This window comes from Nocardia sp. NPDC004604 (assembly GCF_040609795.1).
Lineage (GTDB): Bacteria > Actinomycetota > Actinomycetes > Mycobacteriales > Mycobacteriaceae > Nocardia.
Map to the genome: position 1 here is coordinate 77,253 of NZ_JBEXLC010000002.1, position 14,409 is coordinate 91,661.

General features: G+C 65.3%; 16 protein-coding genes. 6 read left to right on the forward strand and 10 right to left on the reverse strand.

The annotated features are described in order from the left end of the window. Positions 1-2 precede the first annotated feature (2 nt). The gene (locus tag ABZW16_RS01655) at positions 3-395 is read right to left on the reverse strand and encodes a hypothetical protein (protein WP_354951052.1); all 393 of its coding nucleotides are present in this window, start codon (positions 393-395) and stop codon (positions 3-5) included. A 216-nt stretch (positions 396-611) separates the two neighbouring features. Here ABZW16_RS01655 and ABZW16_RS01660 point away from each other — a divergent pair, with 216 nt between their 5' ends. Beyond that, a complete protein-coding gene (locus ABZW16_RS01660) occupies positions 612-1,463 on the forward strand; it encodes an alpha/beta hydrolase (RefSeq protein WP_354951054.1) in 852 nt (283 codons plus the stop codon). A 9-nt stretch (positions 1,464-1,472) separates the two neighbouring features. On the opposite strand, the gene ABZW16_RS01665 is transcribed toward ABZW16_RS01660, so the two are convergent. Continuing rightward, positions 1,473-1,883, reverse strand: coding sequence for a VOC family protein (locus ABZW16_RS01665; RefSeq protein ID WP_354951056.1), 411 nt, complete (start codon positions 1,881-1,883; stop codon positions 1,473-1,475). A gap of 23 nt (positions 1,884-1,906) precedes the next feature. Beyond that, the gene (locus ABZW16_RS01670; protein WP_354951058.1) at positions 1,907-3,133 is read right to left on the reverse strand and encodes an FAD-dependent monooxygenase; all 1,227 of its coding nucleotides are present in this window, start codon (positions 3,131-3,133) and stop codon (positions 1,907-1,909) included. A 90-nt stretch (positions 3,134-3,223) separates the two neighbouring features. On the opposite strand from ABZW16_RS01670, the gene ABZW16_RS01675 reads away from it, so the two are divergent. From ABZW16_RS01675 to ABZW16_RS01685, 3 genes are all read left to right on the forward strand, one after another. Next, the gene (locus ABZW16_RS01675) at positions 3,224-3,967 is read left to right on the forward strand and encodes a TetR family transcriptional regulator (protein WP_354951060.1); all 744 of its coding nucleotides are present in this window, start codon (positions 3,224-3,226) and stop codon (positions 3,965-3,967) included. A gap of 87 nt (positions 3,968-4,054) precedes the next feature. Next, complete coding sequence (locus ABZW16_RS01680; protein ID WP_354951062.1) at positions 4,055-4,681, forward strand: LysE family translocator; 627 nt, start codon at positions 4,055-4,057, stop codon at positions 4,679-4,681. A 55-nt stretch (positions 4,682-4,736) separates the two neighbouring features. After that, positions 4,737-5,681: a hypothetical protein gene (locus ABZW16_RS01685; RefSeq protein ID WP_354951063.1), complete on the forward strand. Its 945-nt coding sequence runs from the start codon at positions 4,737-4,739 to the stop codon at positions 5,679-5,681. A 13-nt stretch (positions 5,682-5,694) separates the two neighbouring features. Here the strand turns inward: ABZW16_RS01685 and ABZW16_RS01690 are convergent, their stop codons facing one another. From ABZW16_RS01690 to ABZW16_RS01715, 6 genes are all read right to left on the reverse strand, one after another. After that, positions 5,695-6,915: a cytochrome P450 gene (locus ABZW16_RS01690; protein ID WP_354951065.1), complete on the reverse strand. Its 1,221-nt coding sequence runs from the start codon at positions 6,913-6,915 to the stop codon at positions 5,695-5,697. A gap of 11 nt (positions 6,916-6,926) precedes the next feature. Continuing rightward, entirely contained in the window at positions 6,927-8,102 is a 1,176-nt protein-coding gene (locus ABZW16_RS01695; RefSeq protein WP_354951067.1) for a cytochrome P450, read from the reverse strand. Between the two features lie 77 nt (positions 8,103-8,179). Continuing rightward, positions 8,180-8,785: an ATP/GTP-binding protein gene (locus ABZW16_RS01700; protein ID WP_354951069.1), complete on the reverse strand. Its 606-nt coding sequence runs from the start codon at positions 8,783-8,785 to the stop codon at positions 8,180-8,182. Beyond that, positions 8,760-9,110, reverse strand: coding sequence for a DUF742 domain-containing protein (locus tag ABZW16_RS01705; protein ID WP_354951071.1), 351 nt, complete (start codon positions 9,108-9,110; stop codon positions 8,760-8,762). The genes ABZW16_RS01700 and ABZW16_RS01705 overlap by 26 nt, the downstream gene beginning before the upstream one ends. Continuing rightward, complete coding sequence (locus ABZW16_RS01710) at positions 9,107-9,535, reverse strand: roadblock/LC7 domain-containing protein (protein WP_354951073.1); 429 nt, start codon at positions 9,533-9,535, stop codon at positions 9,107-9,109. Before ABZW16_RS01710 ends, ABZW16_RS01705 begins: the two co-directional genes overlap by 4 nt. After that, positions 9,535-10,962 carry a sensor histidine kinase gene (locus tag ABZW16_RS01715; protein WP_354951075.1) on the reverse strand — a complete coding sequence of 476 codons (1,428 nt, stop codon included), beginning with the start codon at positions 10,960-10,962 and terminating at the stop codon, positions 9,535-9,537. Before ABZW16_RS01715 ends, ABZW16_RS01710 begins: the two co-directional genes overlap by 1 nt. Before the next feature lie 465 nt (positions 10,963-11,427). On the opposite strand from ABZW16_RS01715, the gene ABZW16_RS01720 reads away from it, so the two are divergent. Together ABZW16_RS01720 and ABZW16_RS01725 are read left to right on the forward strand one after the other, a co-directional pair. Beyond that, positions 11,428-11,859 carry an SRPBCC family protein gene (locus ABZW16_RS01720; protein WP_354951077.1) on the forward strand — a complete coding sequence of 144 codons (432 nt, stop codon included), beginning with the start codon at positions 11,428-11,430 and terminating at the stop codon, positions 11,857-11,859. A 14-nt stretch (positions 11,860-11,873) separates the two neighbouring features. Next, positions 11,874-12,659 carry an alpha/beta fold hydrolase gene (locus ABZW16_RS01725; protein ID WP_354951079.1) on the forward strand — a complete coding sequence of 262 codons (786 nt, stop codon included), beginning with the start codon at positions 11,874-11,876 and terminating at the stop codon, positions 12,657-12,659. A gap of 42 nt (positions 12,660-12,701) precedes the next feature. On the opposite strand, the gene ABZW16_RS01730 is transcribed toward ABZW16_RS01725, so the two are convergent. After that, the gene (locus tag ABZW16_RS01730; RefSeq protein WP_354951081.1) at positions 12,702-14,237 is read right to left on the reverse strand and encodes a DHA2 family efflux MFS transporter permease subunit; all 1,536 of its coding nucleotides are present in this window, start codon (positions 14,235-14,237) and stop codon (positions 12,702-12,704) included. Between the last annotated feature and the right edge of the window lie 172 nt (positions 14,238-14,409).

The window sequence follows — 14,409 nt, forward strand, 5'->3', positions numbered from 1 at the left end:
GTTCAGCTGCCGAAGACCAGACAGGCGAAGCCGACGTGCACACCGGTGCCGACCCGGACGTCCACCGTCGCAATGGGCGTGACGTCCGGGGCCTGGACGGCGCTCAGCGTATGCGGGCCGGTGGTCGCCGGAAACCAGGTGAACAGCGCGATGCCGCCGAGCGGACGGACCACGCCGAGCAGTACACCGTTGTCGTAGAACGAAACGGGCTCGGCCGCATTATCGACATAGGCCTCGGCGGTGGCCGCACAGTCGGTGCCGTAGTTGGTCGCCAGGCCGTAATTCGAATCCGGCATGACGCCCATCCGGGTCACAACGGCACTCGCGTTCGGCGCGACGCCGGTCAGCGTGACGGCGGCGAACAGCGTGGCGATCGTGATCTTTCGGTAGCTCATGATTCGGTCCTCCTGGTGCGGCGCCGGATGCGAGTTGCCAGTGGGTTGCATTGATCGTTACCCCATAGCGGCCGTCGATATACGCGAATCGCCCAGCGTTTCGCAATTATGTACCAGGCGGTCGGTTTTCTGCCGCGGTGCCACCGCACCGATTTTCACGCTCACCCGCCTGTTCCCATGCTTTGCACAATCTAGAACGTGTTCTAACGTGATCTCATGGACGTGACATACGAAGGCACGAAGCGGGAACTCAGCACCGATCAGGGGGTGCTGCGCTATCACGAGGCGGGCGATGGACCGCCGCTCTTGCTGCTGCACGGGTCCGGGATCGGTGTGAACGGGTGGCGCAATTATCGTGGCAACCTCGCGGTCTTCGCCGAGCACTTCCACTGCTACATACTCGAATTTCCCGGCTTCGGCGTGAGCGACGCGGTGGACGGGCACCCCGTGCTCACCGCGGGCGCGGCGGTGCTGCGGTTCATGGACGGACTCGGCATCGAATCGGCGGCCATGGTCGGCAACTCGATGGGTGGTGTGGTCGCGGCCAACCTCGCGATCCAGCATCCGCAGCGGGTCAGCAAACTGGTCACCATCGGGGGTATCGGCCCGAATATCTTCAGCTCGAGCCCGAGCGAAGGAATTCGGCTGCTGCAGGAATTCGCCGACAAACCCGATCGGGACAAGCTGCTGCGCTGGTTGCGGAGCATGGTCTACGACCCCGCGGTGATCACCGACGAGATCATCGAGGAACGCTGGGAGGCCGCACAGCATCCGGACACCCAGAAGACCGCCGCGATGATGTACGGTTCGGCGGCCTGGGCGATGCAGCAGAAGTTCCTGGCGAACTCGAAAACTCCGCCGTACTGGTCGATGCTGCACAAGGTGCAGTGCCCGACACTGCTGACCTGGGGTCTCGACGACCGCGTCAGCCCGCCGGATATGGCGCTCGTGCCGATGCGGCTGATCCCCAATGCGGAACTGCACGTCTTTCCGAACAGCGGACACTGGGTCATGATCGAGGCCAAGGCGGCCTTCGAACGCGCCACCCTGGAATTCCTGCGCCGCTGACTCGCGACCTCAGTCGCCTGCCGGGTAGACCGCGATCTCGACGAGGTTGCCATCCAGGTCGCGGCAGTAGTGCGAGATCATGTCACCGAGCGCACCGGATTTGGCGACCGGACCGCTGGTGATCTCAACTCCGCAGTCCACCAAATGATCTCGCACCTGCCGCGGCGAGGCCCGGGTGATGAAGCACAGATCCTCCGACCCTGCCGCTTCCGTGCGAGCCGTCACCCAATTCGGGTCGCGCGCGAGCGCGCCGACCGGTCGCAGGTTGATCTTCTGATTGCCGAAGTACAGCGCGGTCCGGCCGGTCGGGCCGAACGTCGCCACCCGCATGCCGAGGACTTTCGCGTACCACGCCGCGGTTGCCTCGACATCGGCACAGTTGATGACAATGTGGTCGAACCGCTCGACTGAGAACGCCATACTCGGGCACCCTACGCCGGTTCTCAGCGCGAGCAGCCTGTCGTGCTGGGCGAAAGGGGCTGTGTCCGTGGGTAATCCGGCAGCGGGTCGCTCGTCTTCGGTGCCATGATGCGTTCCATGCCCGCCATGGATTCCAGCACGGACAGGCGGGTGAGGGCGTTTCGAATCGCCATGCCCGGGCGGGTCTTGGGCACCATGAGTCGAAGGTTCGGTCCGATCTGCTGTTTGCGGTCGACCAGTGCGCGGTGGCTCTGCTCGTAATCGTGAAAGCCTTGGCGGTGCTCGCCGTTCGCGGCGGCGAGGGCACCGGCGAGCCGGTACGCGCCGACGAGCGCCAGTTCGGCACCGGCTCCGGAGGCGGGTGAAGCGCAGTAGGCGGCGTCACCGACCAGGGCGATGCGTCCGGCAGACCAGGACGTCATATGGACCTGGCCGAGCGAGTCGAAATACAACTCCGGATCGGCCAGTGCACCGTCGAGCAGTGCTGGCACGTTCCAGGCGGATTCGTTGCCGAACCGGTCGGCCAGCACCGCGCGGGCCGCCGCCGCATCACGCGGGTCGAGGTCGAGCAGTGGGCTGCGGAACATGAAGTAGGCCTTGGCCTGTGCGTGGTTGCCGGACCGATAGATTCCGGACATCGCACCCGGTGTGTTGTAGACGGTGACCCAGCGGTCGGGTCCGAGCGCCGCATCGGCATTGCCGAAGGCGAAGTAGTGGTCCAGGTGGCGGACGAAGTCCCGCTCCGGGCCGAAGGCCAGCCGCCGGACGGTCGAATGCAGGCCGTCCGCACCGATCACCAGGTCGAACCGCCGTCGCGGACCGTGCTCGAAGGTGACGGTGACACCGTCGTCGTCCTGGTCGAGGGCTTGGATCGAATCGCCGAAAAGGTATTCCACACCGGTATTGCTATCGTGCAGGATCCGGACGAGATCGCCGCGCATGATCTCCACCTCGGCGCTGTCGTATTTGCCCTTGATCTTCTGCATGTCCACACGGGCGATGGGATCGCCGGTGACGTTCACGAACTGCATGCCGGTGATGTCGGCGGCGGCCGAGCGGATCTGCGACATGACGCCCATGCGCTCGGCGACCTCGATCGCCTGATCGCGCACATCCACCCCTTGGCCGCCGACCCGCAGGCTGGCTGCCCGCTCGACAACCGTCGGCCGAAAACCGTGTCGCACAAGCCAATACGCCAATGTCTGCCCGGCGATGCTCGCACCTGAGATCAAAACCCGCTCGTTCTGCATGGCCCACTCTCTGTCTCGAAATTTACTGACCGTTGGTCAGTGACTGTACGGCGCTGACCGTTGGTCAGTCAAGGGGTAGGATCGGTCGCCATGGCCGACGATTCACGTGCCCGCATCCTGGTATCCGCGCTCGACCTGTTCGCCGAGCGCGGATACCACGCGGTCTCCGTGCGTGAAATCGCCGAGCGGGTCGGGCTGACGAAAACCGCTGTGCTGTATCACTTCCCGAGCAAGAGCGATATCGTCGCCGCGCTCGTGGAGCCCTTGTTGGCCGACAGCGAGGCGGTGCTCGAAGCAGCGGGCCACCAGCGCGATGCGCGGTCGCAATGCTGGGCGGTGGTGGCAGGACTGCTCGACGTATGGCTCGCACACGGTCAACTGTTGCGAATGCAGATGCAGGACCAGGCGCTATCCAATGACGAGGCGACCTTCGCGCGATTGCGGACCATCGCACTGTCCGCGCAGGACCTGATCGCCGGACCCGACGCCGATTTCACCACCAGAGTCCGTGCGGCGCAGGTCTACGCGGCACTCAGCGACCCGGTGGTCATCTTCGCCGACCGTCCGACCGATGAACTCCGCGCAGCCGTCCTCGACGGCGCCCGACGCCTACTCGGCGCCCCGGTCGCCCACCACGCCCCCGCCCACCGACCACAACCGATCCCGGACTCCCCCGCCCACCCGATCCGCCGCGGCCGCCCAGGCGCAATGACCGCCGCAATGGTCGAATCCGCCCGCCACATGCGCGATTCCGGCCGCCCCATCGACGAAATCGCCGCCGAATTCGCCATCTCCCGCGCCACCCTCTACCGACACCTCGGCAAACAGTACTAATTATGAGAATAATTTCGAGACAAGCCGTTGTCCCACCCCCGTCGCCCCACGGGTGCACGACCCGGTCCTCGTTCCTAGACTGGCGGGATGATGTCGACTGCGCAGGTGCTGGCGCTCGGTGGGGTGATGCTGGTGGGGAGCATGTCGCCGGGGCCGGATTTTGTGATCGTGACGCGCAATGCCGCGGTTTCGGGACGGCGGGTGGGGGTTGCCAGTGCGGTTGGGATTGCGTTGGGGGTGTTCGTGTGGTCGATGGTGACCGCGGTCGGGGTGGCGGGGGTATTGGCGGCATCGGCGGTGACGTTCACCGTGCTGAAGCTCATCGGTGCTGGGTATCTGGCCGTGCTCGGGCTGCGGGCGCTGTTGGCCGCGCGGCGGGGTGACTATCCGGTCGAGATGCCGGAGTTGAAATCGCATGGCACGGTTCACGCATTCCGCCAGGGACTGCTGTGCAATCTGCTGAACCCCAAGGTGGCGGTCTTCTTCATCGCCTTGCTGCCGCAGTTCCTGCCCGCTGAGCCCAGCACCCTGGACACTCTTGAATCGGGCATCGTCACCGCAACCGTCTGCTTGGCCTGGTTCTCGCTGCTCGCAGTCGGTGTCGGCGCTCTGCGCCACGTACTCGATCGCCGGTCCGTCCGCCGCGCGATCGATGCCACCATGGGCACGTTCATGGTCGCCCTCGGCATCCGAATCGCGGTGCAGAGCAACTGAAGCCGGGCTAGTTTCACATAGGCCACATGAGCCACGGATCGGGTAATGTGCGGCCATGGCAGTTACGTGGCCGGATGATATCGACGATGTCCTGCGCGGTGACCTCACCGCTGGATTGGCCTACATCACTCCGGCGGGTGGGGCGGTGGTGACCGCGGTGTCACCGATCGGGTTGCGGGATCGGGAGTTGGGGACGGTCGGGTTCACGACCTCACTCGGCTTCGGCCGCAAGCTGGATCGGATGAAACGGGAGCCGAAGGTCGCGCTGGCATACCATGCGCGTGAGCACGGGTTGGGCGATCCGGCCAATCAGCGCTTCGTCGTGGTGCAGGGCCTGGCGACCTTCGATGCCGAGCCCGACCAGACCGTCCTGGACCGAATCGGTGAGCAGGCCACGCCGTATCTCGGCGCACCGCGACGCGGACGATTCTGGGATCGCTGGCTCAGTGCGTACTACGCCGACCGAGTACTGGTGACGATCACGGTCACCCGGATCATCGCGTGGCCGAACCTGGACGCGACCGGCGAACCTGAGGTATACGGCGAACCGCTACCCGATACCGCGGATGCCCAGAAGCCACCCGCGAAAGGCACCGGCCCGCGGATGGACAGCGCCAAGGCCGCGGCGAGCGCCGCGAAACTGCCGCATCGGCTGCTCGCCTATCGACAGTCCGACGGCTATCCGGCCGTGGTCCCGGTGCGGGTCGGCGATTCGAGTTCGGCGGGCATAAGCCTCACGGTCCCAGCGGGAGTCGCCCAGGGCGGTCGCCGCGCGGGTCTGCTCACGCATACCTATCGTCCGCAACTCGTCGGACTCGAATGCCGCCAGCACACCGGCTGGATCGAAGTCGACAGCACCGAGGCGACCTACGCCCCGCACACCCGATCCGGATTCATCGCACCTCCGAACAAGACACTCCTGTTGCTGGCCAACGGCTTCATGGCCCGGCGCGGGCTGGCCCAGGCCCGAAAGCAGGGCCGCCTCGACGCCTTGCGCTGACTCGTACCGGCGACTACACCAACGTCACCGGCAGCCTGGCATGCCCATTGGAGATGAAGCTCACCACACTCCCCAACTCGGACGGATCCGCTGCCAGCCGCATATTCGGAAACCGTGAAAAGATCGCGGGCAACGACACCAGCGCTTCGAGCCGAGCCAGCGGCGCACCGAGACAATGGTGCGCACCGTACCCGAAAGCCAAGTGCTCCTTACTGTCTCGGGCCACATCGAACTGATCGGCGGTGTCACCGTGGACCTTCGGATCACGGTTGGCGGCCGCGTACGAGGGGAGAATCGGCTCCCCCTTGGCGATATGCACCCCGTCGACCTCGATATCGTCGACCGCGAACCGCAGCGGCAGATGTGCCACGGGCGCCTCCACCCGCAATGCCTCCTCGACCAGATCGGCCCAGGTCGCCCGCTCCTCACCCAGCGCGGCGCGCTGCTCCGGATTGGTCAACAGCGCGAAGATCGCCTGGTCGAGCAGGTTGACCGTGGTCTCATGCCCAGCACTGATGACCAGCAGCAGCGTATCGATCAATTCCTGCTCGGTGAGCTGCGATCCATCGTCCTCGTCGCGATGTGAGATCAGCAGACTGGTCATATCGTCGCCGGGATTGTCGCGCCGATACGCCACCAATTCACCGAGAATGCGATACATCTCCATGTAGTTGGCCTGCGACTGCTCCGGACCGAGCGAGGTGTCGAAAATACCGTCGACGCATTTGCGCAGGCCCGGATTGAGTTCTTCGGGCACGCCCATCAATTCGGAGATGACCTGAATCGGCAGCGGATACGCGAAAGCCTCACGCAGATCGACCGATTCGCCCGCAGGCGTCGTCGCGAGTCCGGCGAGCAGTTCCTCGGTGATCCGCTCGATCTGCTCGCGCATCGCCTCGGTGCGTCGGTGGGTGAACGCGGGCGCGACCAGCTTGCGCAGCCGCTTGTGGTCCGCACCGTACGCGGTGAACATATTGTTGGCCGCGACCCACAGGAAAAGCGGCCAGTCGTGCGGAATCTCGCCATTGATGAATGCTGGCCAATGCTGGCTCGCGTCCTTCGACACCCGCGGGTCGACCAGCAGCTTCTTCAGCAGCCCCGCATCCGTTACCGACCAGGCCCGCACACCGCCGGGCAGTTCCACCAGCGCCACTGGCCCGCACTCGCGCAGGCGCGCCGATTCGCCCTGGATATCGGTTCCCGTCGGATCCAGGGTAATAGGGTGTTGATCCACAGAAATCTCCTTTAAAGCATGGCTAGCGGAGGGGATTTGGGAAAGGTGACAGGTAGCGATACCAGGGCCCGATGGAAGGGCCCCGGCCGCCAAGTAAGTTCTTCGGGCTTTGCCGCCAAACGCATTTCGGGAAGTGCGTCGAGCAGCTGATCGATGGCGTCTTGGACGACCAGATAGGCGACCGACCGCGCCGGGCAGGCATGCGGTCCCACACTCCAAGCCAGATGCGAACGGTTGGGCCCGAATTCGCTCACCCCGATGGCTGGGTCGTTATTGCACCCGGACATGCTGATGACGACCGGTTGATGCGCGGGTAGCCAGACATCGTCGATCAGGATCGGCTGTCTGGGGTAGGAGACGCAGTAGTTCGCCAGCGGTGGGTCGGTGAACAGCACTTCGTCGAGTGCATCGCGGGTCGACATGCTGCCGCCGTGCACATTGCCCGCGAACCGGTCGTCGGTCATCATCAGCAGCAGCGTATTGATGATCAGATTCTGCTGCGGCTCGATGCCCGCGCCGTAGAGGGTGACGAGCTGGTGGATCATCTCCACATCCGTGAGCTCGGCGGAATGTGCGAGCAGATGCGAGGTGACATCGTCGCCCGGGCTATTGCGCTTGAGGGTGACGAGATCGAACAGCGCGTCGGAGAGCATCGCATTGCCCTTATCGGCGTTCACGCCCTCGAAGATCGCCGCCATCCCACTGGCGACCTGCTGGCCGATCTCTGCCGGGCAGCCGAGCATCACATTGAGCACCTGGAAGGTGAGCGGAAATGCGTACTGGCTGATCAGATCCGCAGCGCCGTCGCCGCAGAAGGCATTGATCAGCGGGACGGCGGCCTCTTCGACGATGGCGTGCATGGCGTGCAGATCGACCTCGGCGAGGCTCGCGACATTCGCCTGTCGATATCGCAAATGCTCCAATCCGGCACTGCGCAACGCATTTGGGCGCCACTCCAGCATCGGCAGCACCGGGCATTCGCCGGGAATATGCTGCTGCCAGGTGCGCGGATCGGCCGGAAAGTGGTCCGGATCATTGAGTATTCGCACGGCGGTGTGATAGCCGATCACCAAAGTGGCCGGTAGACCGGGCGATAGGTCCACCGGCACCAATGATCCATACTGGCGCCGCATTTCGCGGTATGCCCGGTGCGGATCGGCGGCGAACTCCTCGGTGTAGAGCGCCACCCGCGGGCCATCGGTATCGATCGGCGACCCGAGCGCGACCGGGCGGGAGTGGGTTCGATCGGGCTGCGATGCGATGGCTATCTCCGGGATTCCTGCCGATGGAATAGGAATTCGACAAGAGTGATCAACGAGCGCAGACAGGTGCTGCGGTCCCGAGCGTCGAGTGAGGTCAGCGGGGTACCCGGCGCGAGGTCCAGCGCATCGCGGATCTCCTCGAGTGGGTAGCGCTTGGCGCCCTCGAACTGGTTGACCGCCACCGAATACGCCACACCGCGCTCCTCCAGGACCGAGAGCACCTCATCGGCCTTCTCGATGCGCCGGGTGTCCACCAGGACCAGCGCCCCGAGCGCACCGCGGGCCAACTCCTCCCAGAGCGGGACGAAGCGCCGCTGTCCCGGCGTGCCGAACAGGTACAGCGCGAGTGTGGGATTCAGCGTGATGCGCCCGAAATCCATGGCCACGGTGGTCTCGGTTTTGCCGGGCAGTCCGGCCATATCGTCGACGCCGACACTGGCCTCGGTGATCGTCTCCTCGGTGCGCAGCGGCCGGATCTCGGAGATGCTGTTCACGAACGTCGTTTTGCCAACGCCGAAATTGCCTGCTACCAGGAGCTTTACCGACCGCGTCACGGTCTCCGGCACATAGTCGACATTACGCTCAGGCCGGGAGAGCACGGAGCCCATTGAGTACCTCCTCGAGCAGGGTGATCTCCGGCATGGTTTCGGCCGGGGTAGGAGTGGCCAGATGTTCGCTGTCCAGCAGATCGGCAACGACGATCTTCACCACGGACGGCGGCAGGTCTAGATATGCGGCGATTTCCGCAATGGACAGCGCGCTGCGACGGCTGCAGAGGTTCAGGACCTGGCGCGCGTCGGGTGTCGCGCCAGGTGCCGGGTCCTTGGCGGCGACGACGAGGGTGACCAGGTCCAGCTCACGACTGGGACGGATTCGTCCCCCGGTGCGCACATAGGCCCGGACCAGGTCGGGGTCTCGCCGGGACCTGGTCATGAGGACAGGCCGCCCTCAACTCTCCCACGCGGCTGGGCGCCTAACTCGTGCCCGACCCGCCCGGCGAGTTCGTTCATGCGGTGCGCGACCAGGCCGATATCGGTTTCCGGCGTCGTCGAAACACCGAGCAGCGCACCATCCCCCGCGGCGGTAATGAGGATCATGCCCTGGTCGTACTCGGTCATGTTCTGCCGCACGCCGTTATCGACACCGCCGCAGAACTCGCCGAGCGCCTTACCCAGCGAGCGCAGACCCGAAGCGGCCGCGGCGAAACGCTCGGCGTCGTCCTTGGTAACACCGTCGGAGTGCGCGATCCGCAGTCCGTCGTCGGACAGCAGCACCGCGAACCGAACACCGGGCACATTGCTGAGATCCTCGAGTAGCCAACCCAGCCTATTGCTGCTGTCGGTCACCGGTGTGCTCATCAGGATGACATCCCTTCGCTGTTGTCGGAGGCAGCAGCCTCACGGCCGCTCTTGGAACCCGTCTGCCATGCGGACGCGATCTCCGGGCGAGCCTGGCCCGCGTCGGATTCGGTGCCCGCATTCGCGGCCGGTACCGGTGCCACCGCTCTGCGGCGTCGTTTGGGTAGGCCACCACTCGTGATCTCGTGCACAGCGAATTCCTCGTTCTCGGCGGGTTGTTCGCTCACCCCGGCCAAGACCGGAACCGGGGACAGTTCGAAGGGCTTCTGGTCGGCACCCGCGGCCGGGGCGGGTGCGGCGGCGACGGGCGCGGCCGGCTCGGCGACGGTCCTGGGCGCGGTGACGAGCAGCGCCTCGGGGATGTAGACCATCGCCCGCATGCCGCCGTAGATGTTCGGGCCATCGATGTAGACGGTGAACCCGTAACGCCGCGCCAGTGCCGCGATACCGGGGAAGCCGACGCGCGGCGACGGGCCGAGCTGGTGGATGTCGATCGGGCGCTCGTTGGCGAGCACCTGCCTGGCCTCTTCCATCTGCTCGGCATTCATCCGCACACCGGCGTCGTCGATGATCACGGTGACGCCGTGGTGGCCCTCCTGGAAGCTCACGTCGACGAAAGACGTTGGCGGGGAGTAGCGCAGCGCGTTGTCGAGCAGGGTGGCCAGGGTGTGCACCAGCGGCTCCACCGCACGGCTGATCACAATGCGGTCGAGTTGCGCAGGGCGCACCCGCAGGTAGTCGCGAACACGTCCGATCGCACCACCGACAACATCGGTGAGCGACTGCGCGGGCCAGCGCCGACCCGGCAGACCACCACAGACGATCACATACGACTGGGCCTGCCGCAGCATCTGCTGGACGGTGTGGTCGATGCGAGTGAGGGTGGCGTAGACCTCGTCGTCGCGGTGCTCGCGCAGCGCGGCGCTCACCACTTGACTGACGTCGGCGCCGAGGCTGACCACGGAGGTGCCGAAGGAGCGCACTGCCGCACTGGTCGCCGCCCGCGAGGTGGACTCCACCTCGGCGCGGGTGGCGTCCTGGGTCGTCTGGACCACCTGCTGGGCCTTGTCGTCGGCCTCGCGGACGACCTGCTCGTGCGTCTCGGACTGCACGCCCCGTAGGTCATCGGCGAAGCGCTCGGAGACCCACTGCAGGCACTGGGCGAAGCGGGAATTCTCCAGCCCCGTCGGCACCTCGATCGCCGACACCGGCGCCTCGAAGCGGCGCACCGCCTCCGACATCGCCGGAAGGGTCTTTCCGGCGAAGTGCTCGAGGATCTCCTCGTGCGCGCGGCTCTCCCTACTGAGAGTCTCGGCTCTGGCCCGTTGTTGTTTCGCGTATTGCGCTATATACACCGCCGCCGCCACGGCAATAATGAGAGCGGGGGCGAGGATCCATGAAAGCACCACGGCGATATCTTGATTCATCAGCTCTCTCGTCGTTGCGACAGCCGGTGTCGCAGCGGTTTGTTTCGCCTTTCTCGCGACGCCGACCAGGAATAACACTCGTCGAATGCGGCCACGTCGGCGTACCGGAGCACCTTTGCGGCCACGACCGCACGCACACCAGTACCGCCCCAGAGTGCCCACAGGGCAAGTGATTCCGGGGAACCACCGACCGAACGGATCGAGCCGAGCCGACTGCCCAGCACCCGACGACCCGCCCACAGTAGCAGCATCGCAGCGAAGTCTCTCTCGATCCGAAAACCACATTCCGATTCCTCGAACTGCCAGCGCCCCCGGGCATTTCGCATGCCGCCTTCCGGATCCCTTGGCCTGCACGAATTTCACCCGTGCGGGGCCATCGCACGAGCGGCACAGTAGCCGATCGCTATCGCCGATGCCGCACGTGCCCATGTATAGCGAACCGCAGGTACCGGATACCATGCGCGAATGGCAAAGCTGAAGGTGTCCGTCGATGTGCCGATCACCCCGCAGGAGGCCTGGTCGCACACCTCCGATCTGAGCGAGCTCGACAAATGGCTCACCATGCACGAGGCGTGGCGCAACGAGGTGCCCGCCGAACTCACCGTCGGCACCCAACTCATCGGCGTCGCCTCGGTCAAGGGGTTGCGCAATCGGGTGACCTGGACCGTCAAGGCCGCCGAACCGCCGCGGCGACTGGCATTGAGCGGTACGGGCAAGGGCGGCACCAAATTCAAGCTCGAACTGCTCGTCGCCCCGAAGGGGGCGGGCTCGGAGGTCACCGTCGATATCGACCTGGGCGGCGCGCCGCTGTTCGGTCCGATCGGTTCCGGCGTCGCCCGTGCGCTCAAGGGTGATATCGAGCGCTCGCTGGAGCGCTTCGTCGCACTCTACGGCTGAAGGGAGTTCGGACCATGCCGTATGCCAAGGCCGCGGATGGCGCGCGGATCGCGTATCAGACCGCCGGTGTCGGCTCGCCACTGCTCTTGCTCGGCGGACAGGCGAACAACCACCACTGGTGGGACGGGATCCGCACGGACTTCGAGACCGCGTATCGCACCGTCTCGCTGGACTATCGCGGCACCGGCGACAGCGATAAGCCGGATATCCGGTACAGCACCATGGGATTCGCCGAGGATGCCATCGCGGTGCTCGACGATCTCGGCATCGACCGGGTCGCCGTGTACGGCACGTCGATGGGCGGGCGGGTTGCGCAGTGGCTGGCCGCGCGATTTCCGGATCGGGTCCATACGCTGATACTCGGCTGCACCTCGCCGGGTGGTCGGCACGCGGTGGAACGTGGCGCCGAGGTCCGAAAGTCGCTGTCCGAGGCCGATCCGGCGGCGGTACGGCAGGCGCTGCTGGAATTGATGTACACGCCCGGGTATCTGGCGAGCACATCCGGCCCGTTCAATACCCTCGGCGATCCGGAGATGCCCGCCTACGCCAAACGCAGGCATCTCTACGCGAGTAATAAGCACGACGCATGGGATGTGCTGCCGGATATCGCGGTTCCCACGCTGGTCGTACACGGGACCGACGACCGGTTCAACCCCGCGGCGAACGCGCCGCTGTTGGTGGAGCGCATCCCGGGCGCCCGGCTCGCATTGATCCCGGGCGCGCAGCACGCCTATTTCGACGAATTCCGCGACACCGCGAGCCCCCTCGTCCTGGAATTTCTGCACGCGGCGCAGCGGTAGCTCCGAGTTCGCCTGACACTCAGGCGAACTCGGAACCCGCGGCTAATGGACCAGTGCCGGTGCCTCCGCCACCGCATCCGCCTTCGGCTTGGTACGCGGCAGGAACGCCGCGGGAATCAAGGTCAGCACGATGAGTACCAGCGCCACGATGTAGGTGTGGCTGAATGCCGACGCGGCCTGGCTCAATCCCGTATCGACCGCACCCGGCGGCAGCTGGGCCGTGATCGATGGATCGTAATTCGACGCGATCGCGGGTTTGGCGAATGTTTGCCGGTTCAGCAGGCTGCTGAGGACCACCGACATCGTTGCGGTGCCGATCGATCCGGCGGACTGGTTGATGATGTTCATCAGTGTCGAACCACGGGCGACCTGCTGATGGGTCAGCGTCTGGATCGCCGCGGTCATGATCGGCATCATGGTGCAGCCCATGCCGAGTCCCATGACGAACAATGCGCCGAGCATGAACGAATACGGCGTATCCGCCTTCAATTGCACGAAGAACACCGTGCCGAGCGAGAGCAGCGAGATGCCGGTCATGACGATCTTGCCGGGACCGATCTTGTCGACGAGTCGGCCCGCGATCGGCATGGTCAACATCGCGCCGAGGCCCTGCGGCGCCATCAGCAGACCGGCCGCCATGGCCGTCTCACCGCGCACCTGCTGCAGGTAGGTCGGCAGTAGCAGACCGGCGCCGAAGAACGCGGTCGCGAACAGCACCATGGTGAGCACCGCGAAGGTCAGCGACCGGTTGCGGAACAGATGCAGATCGATCAGCGGATGTTCGATACGCAGCGCGTGCAGCACGAATAGCACCATGAGCACCAGGCCGATGACGGCGGGTATGAGTACCTTGGCCGCGATGACCGTGCCCTCACCCGGAATCGACGAGACACCGAAAAGGAACAGTGCCAAACCGGGCGAGGCCAGCAACATGCCGAGGAAATCGAAGGATTCCGACGGTTCCGGCCGATCCGCGGGGAATACGACGAAGGCCAGGATCAGGGCGATGACGCCGACCGGGAGGTTGATCAGGAAGATCCACTTCCAGCCGTGGCTATCGATCAGCCAGCCGCCCAGGATCGGGCCGCAGATCGGGCCGAGCAGCATCGGCACGCCGAGCACCGCCATCACCCGGCCGATCCGCTGCGGACCCGCCGCATGGGTCATGATCGTCATACCGAGCGGCATCAGCATGCCACCGCCCAGGCCCTGGACCACGCGGAAGCCGATGAGCGATTCCATACTCCAGGCCTGGCTGCACAGCACCGAGCCGAGCACGAACAGCGTCAGCGCGAGCATGTACAGCCGCTTGGTGCCGAATCGGTCCGCCGCCCATCCAGTGAGCGGAATGACGCTGGCCAGGGCCAGCGTGTAACCGGTCATCGACCAGGCCGCAATCGCGGTGGTGGTGTGGAATTCGTTCTGGAACTTCGGGATCGCGACGGTCACCACGGTGATGTCGAGGATGGACATGATCGCGCCGAGCACGACCACCCCTGCCACCTTGAAGACCGCGAGGTCGAGCTTGTCGGTCGCGGGATCCGCCCCCACCGACGCTGTATCCGGAGGATGTGTCACCGCTTAAGCCTTGCACCTCCTCGGCCAAATGACCAGCACATTTCGAGATCTTCACCACACCCTGTGTTCGGCACCGCTGGACCGGCGTGTCTGCGCGACACCGCACTATCGCAGGAAGCGTGTGCTCGATCGGCTGTTCATCGCCGGCGCCACCGCGACCCCCGCATGCGAT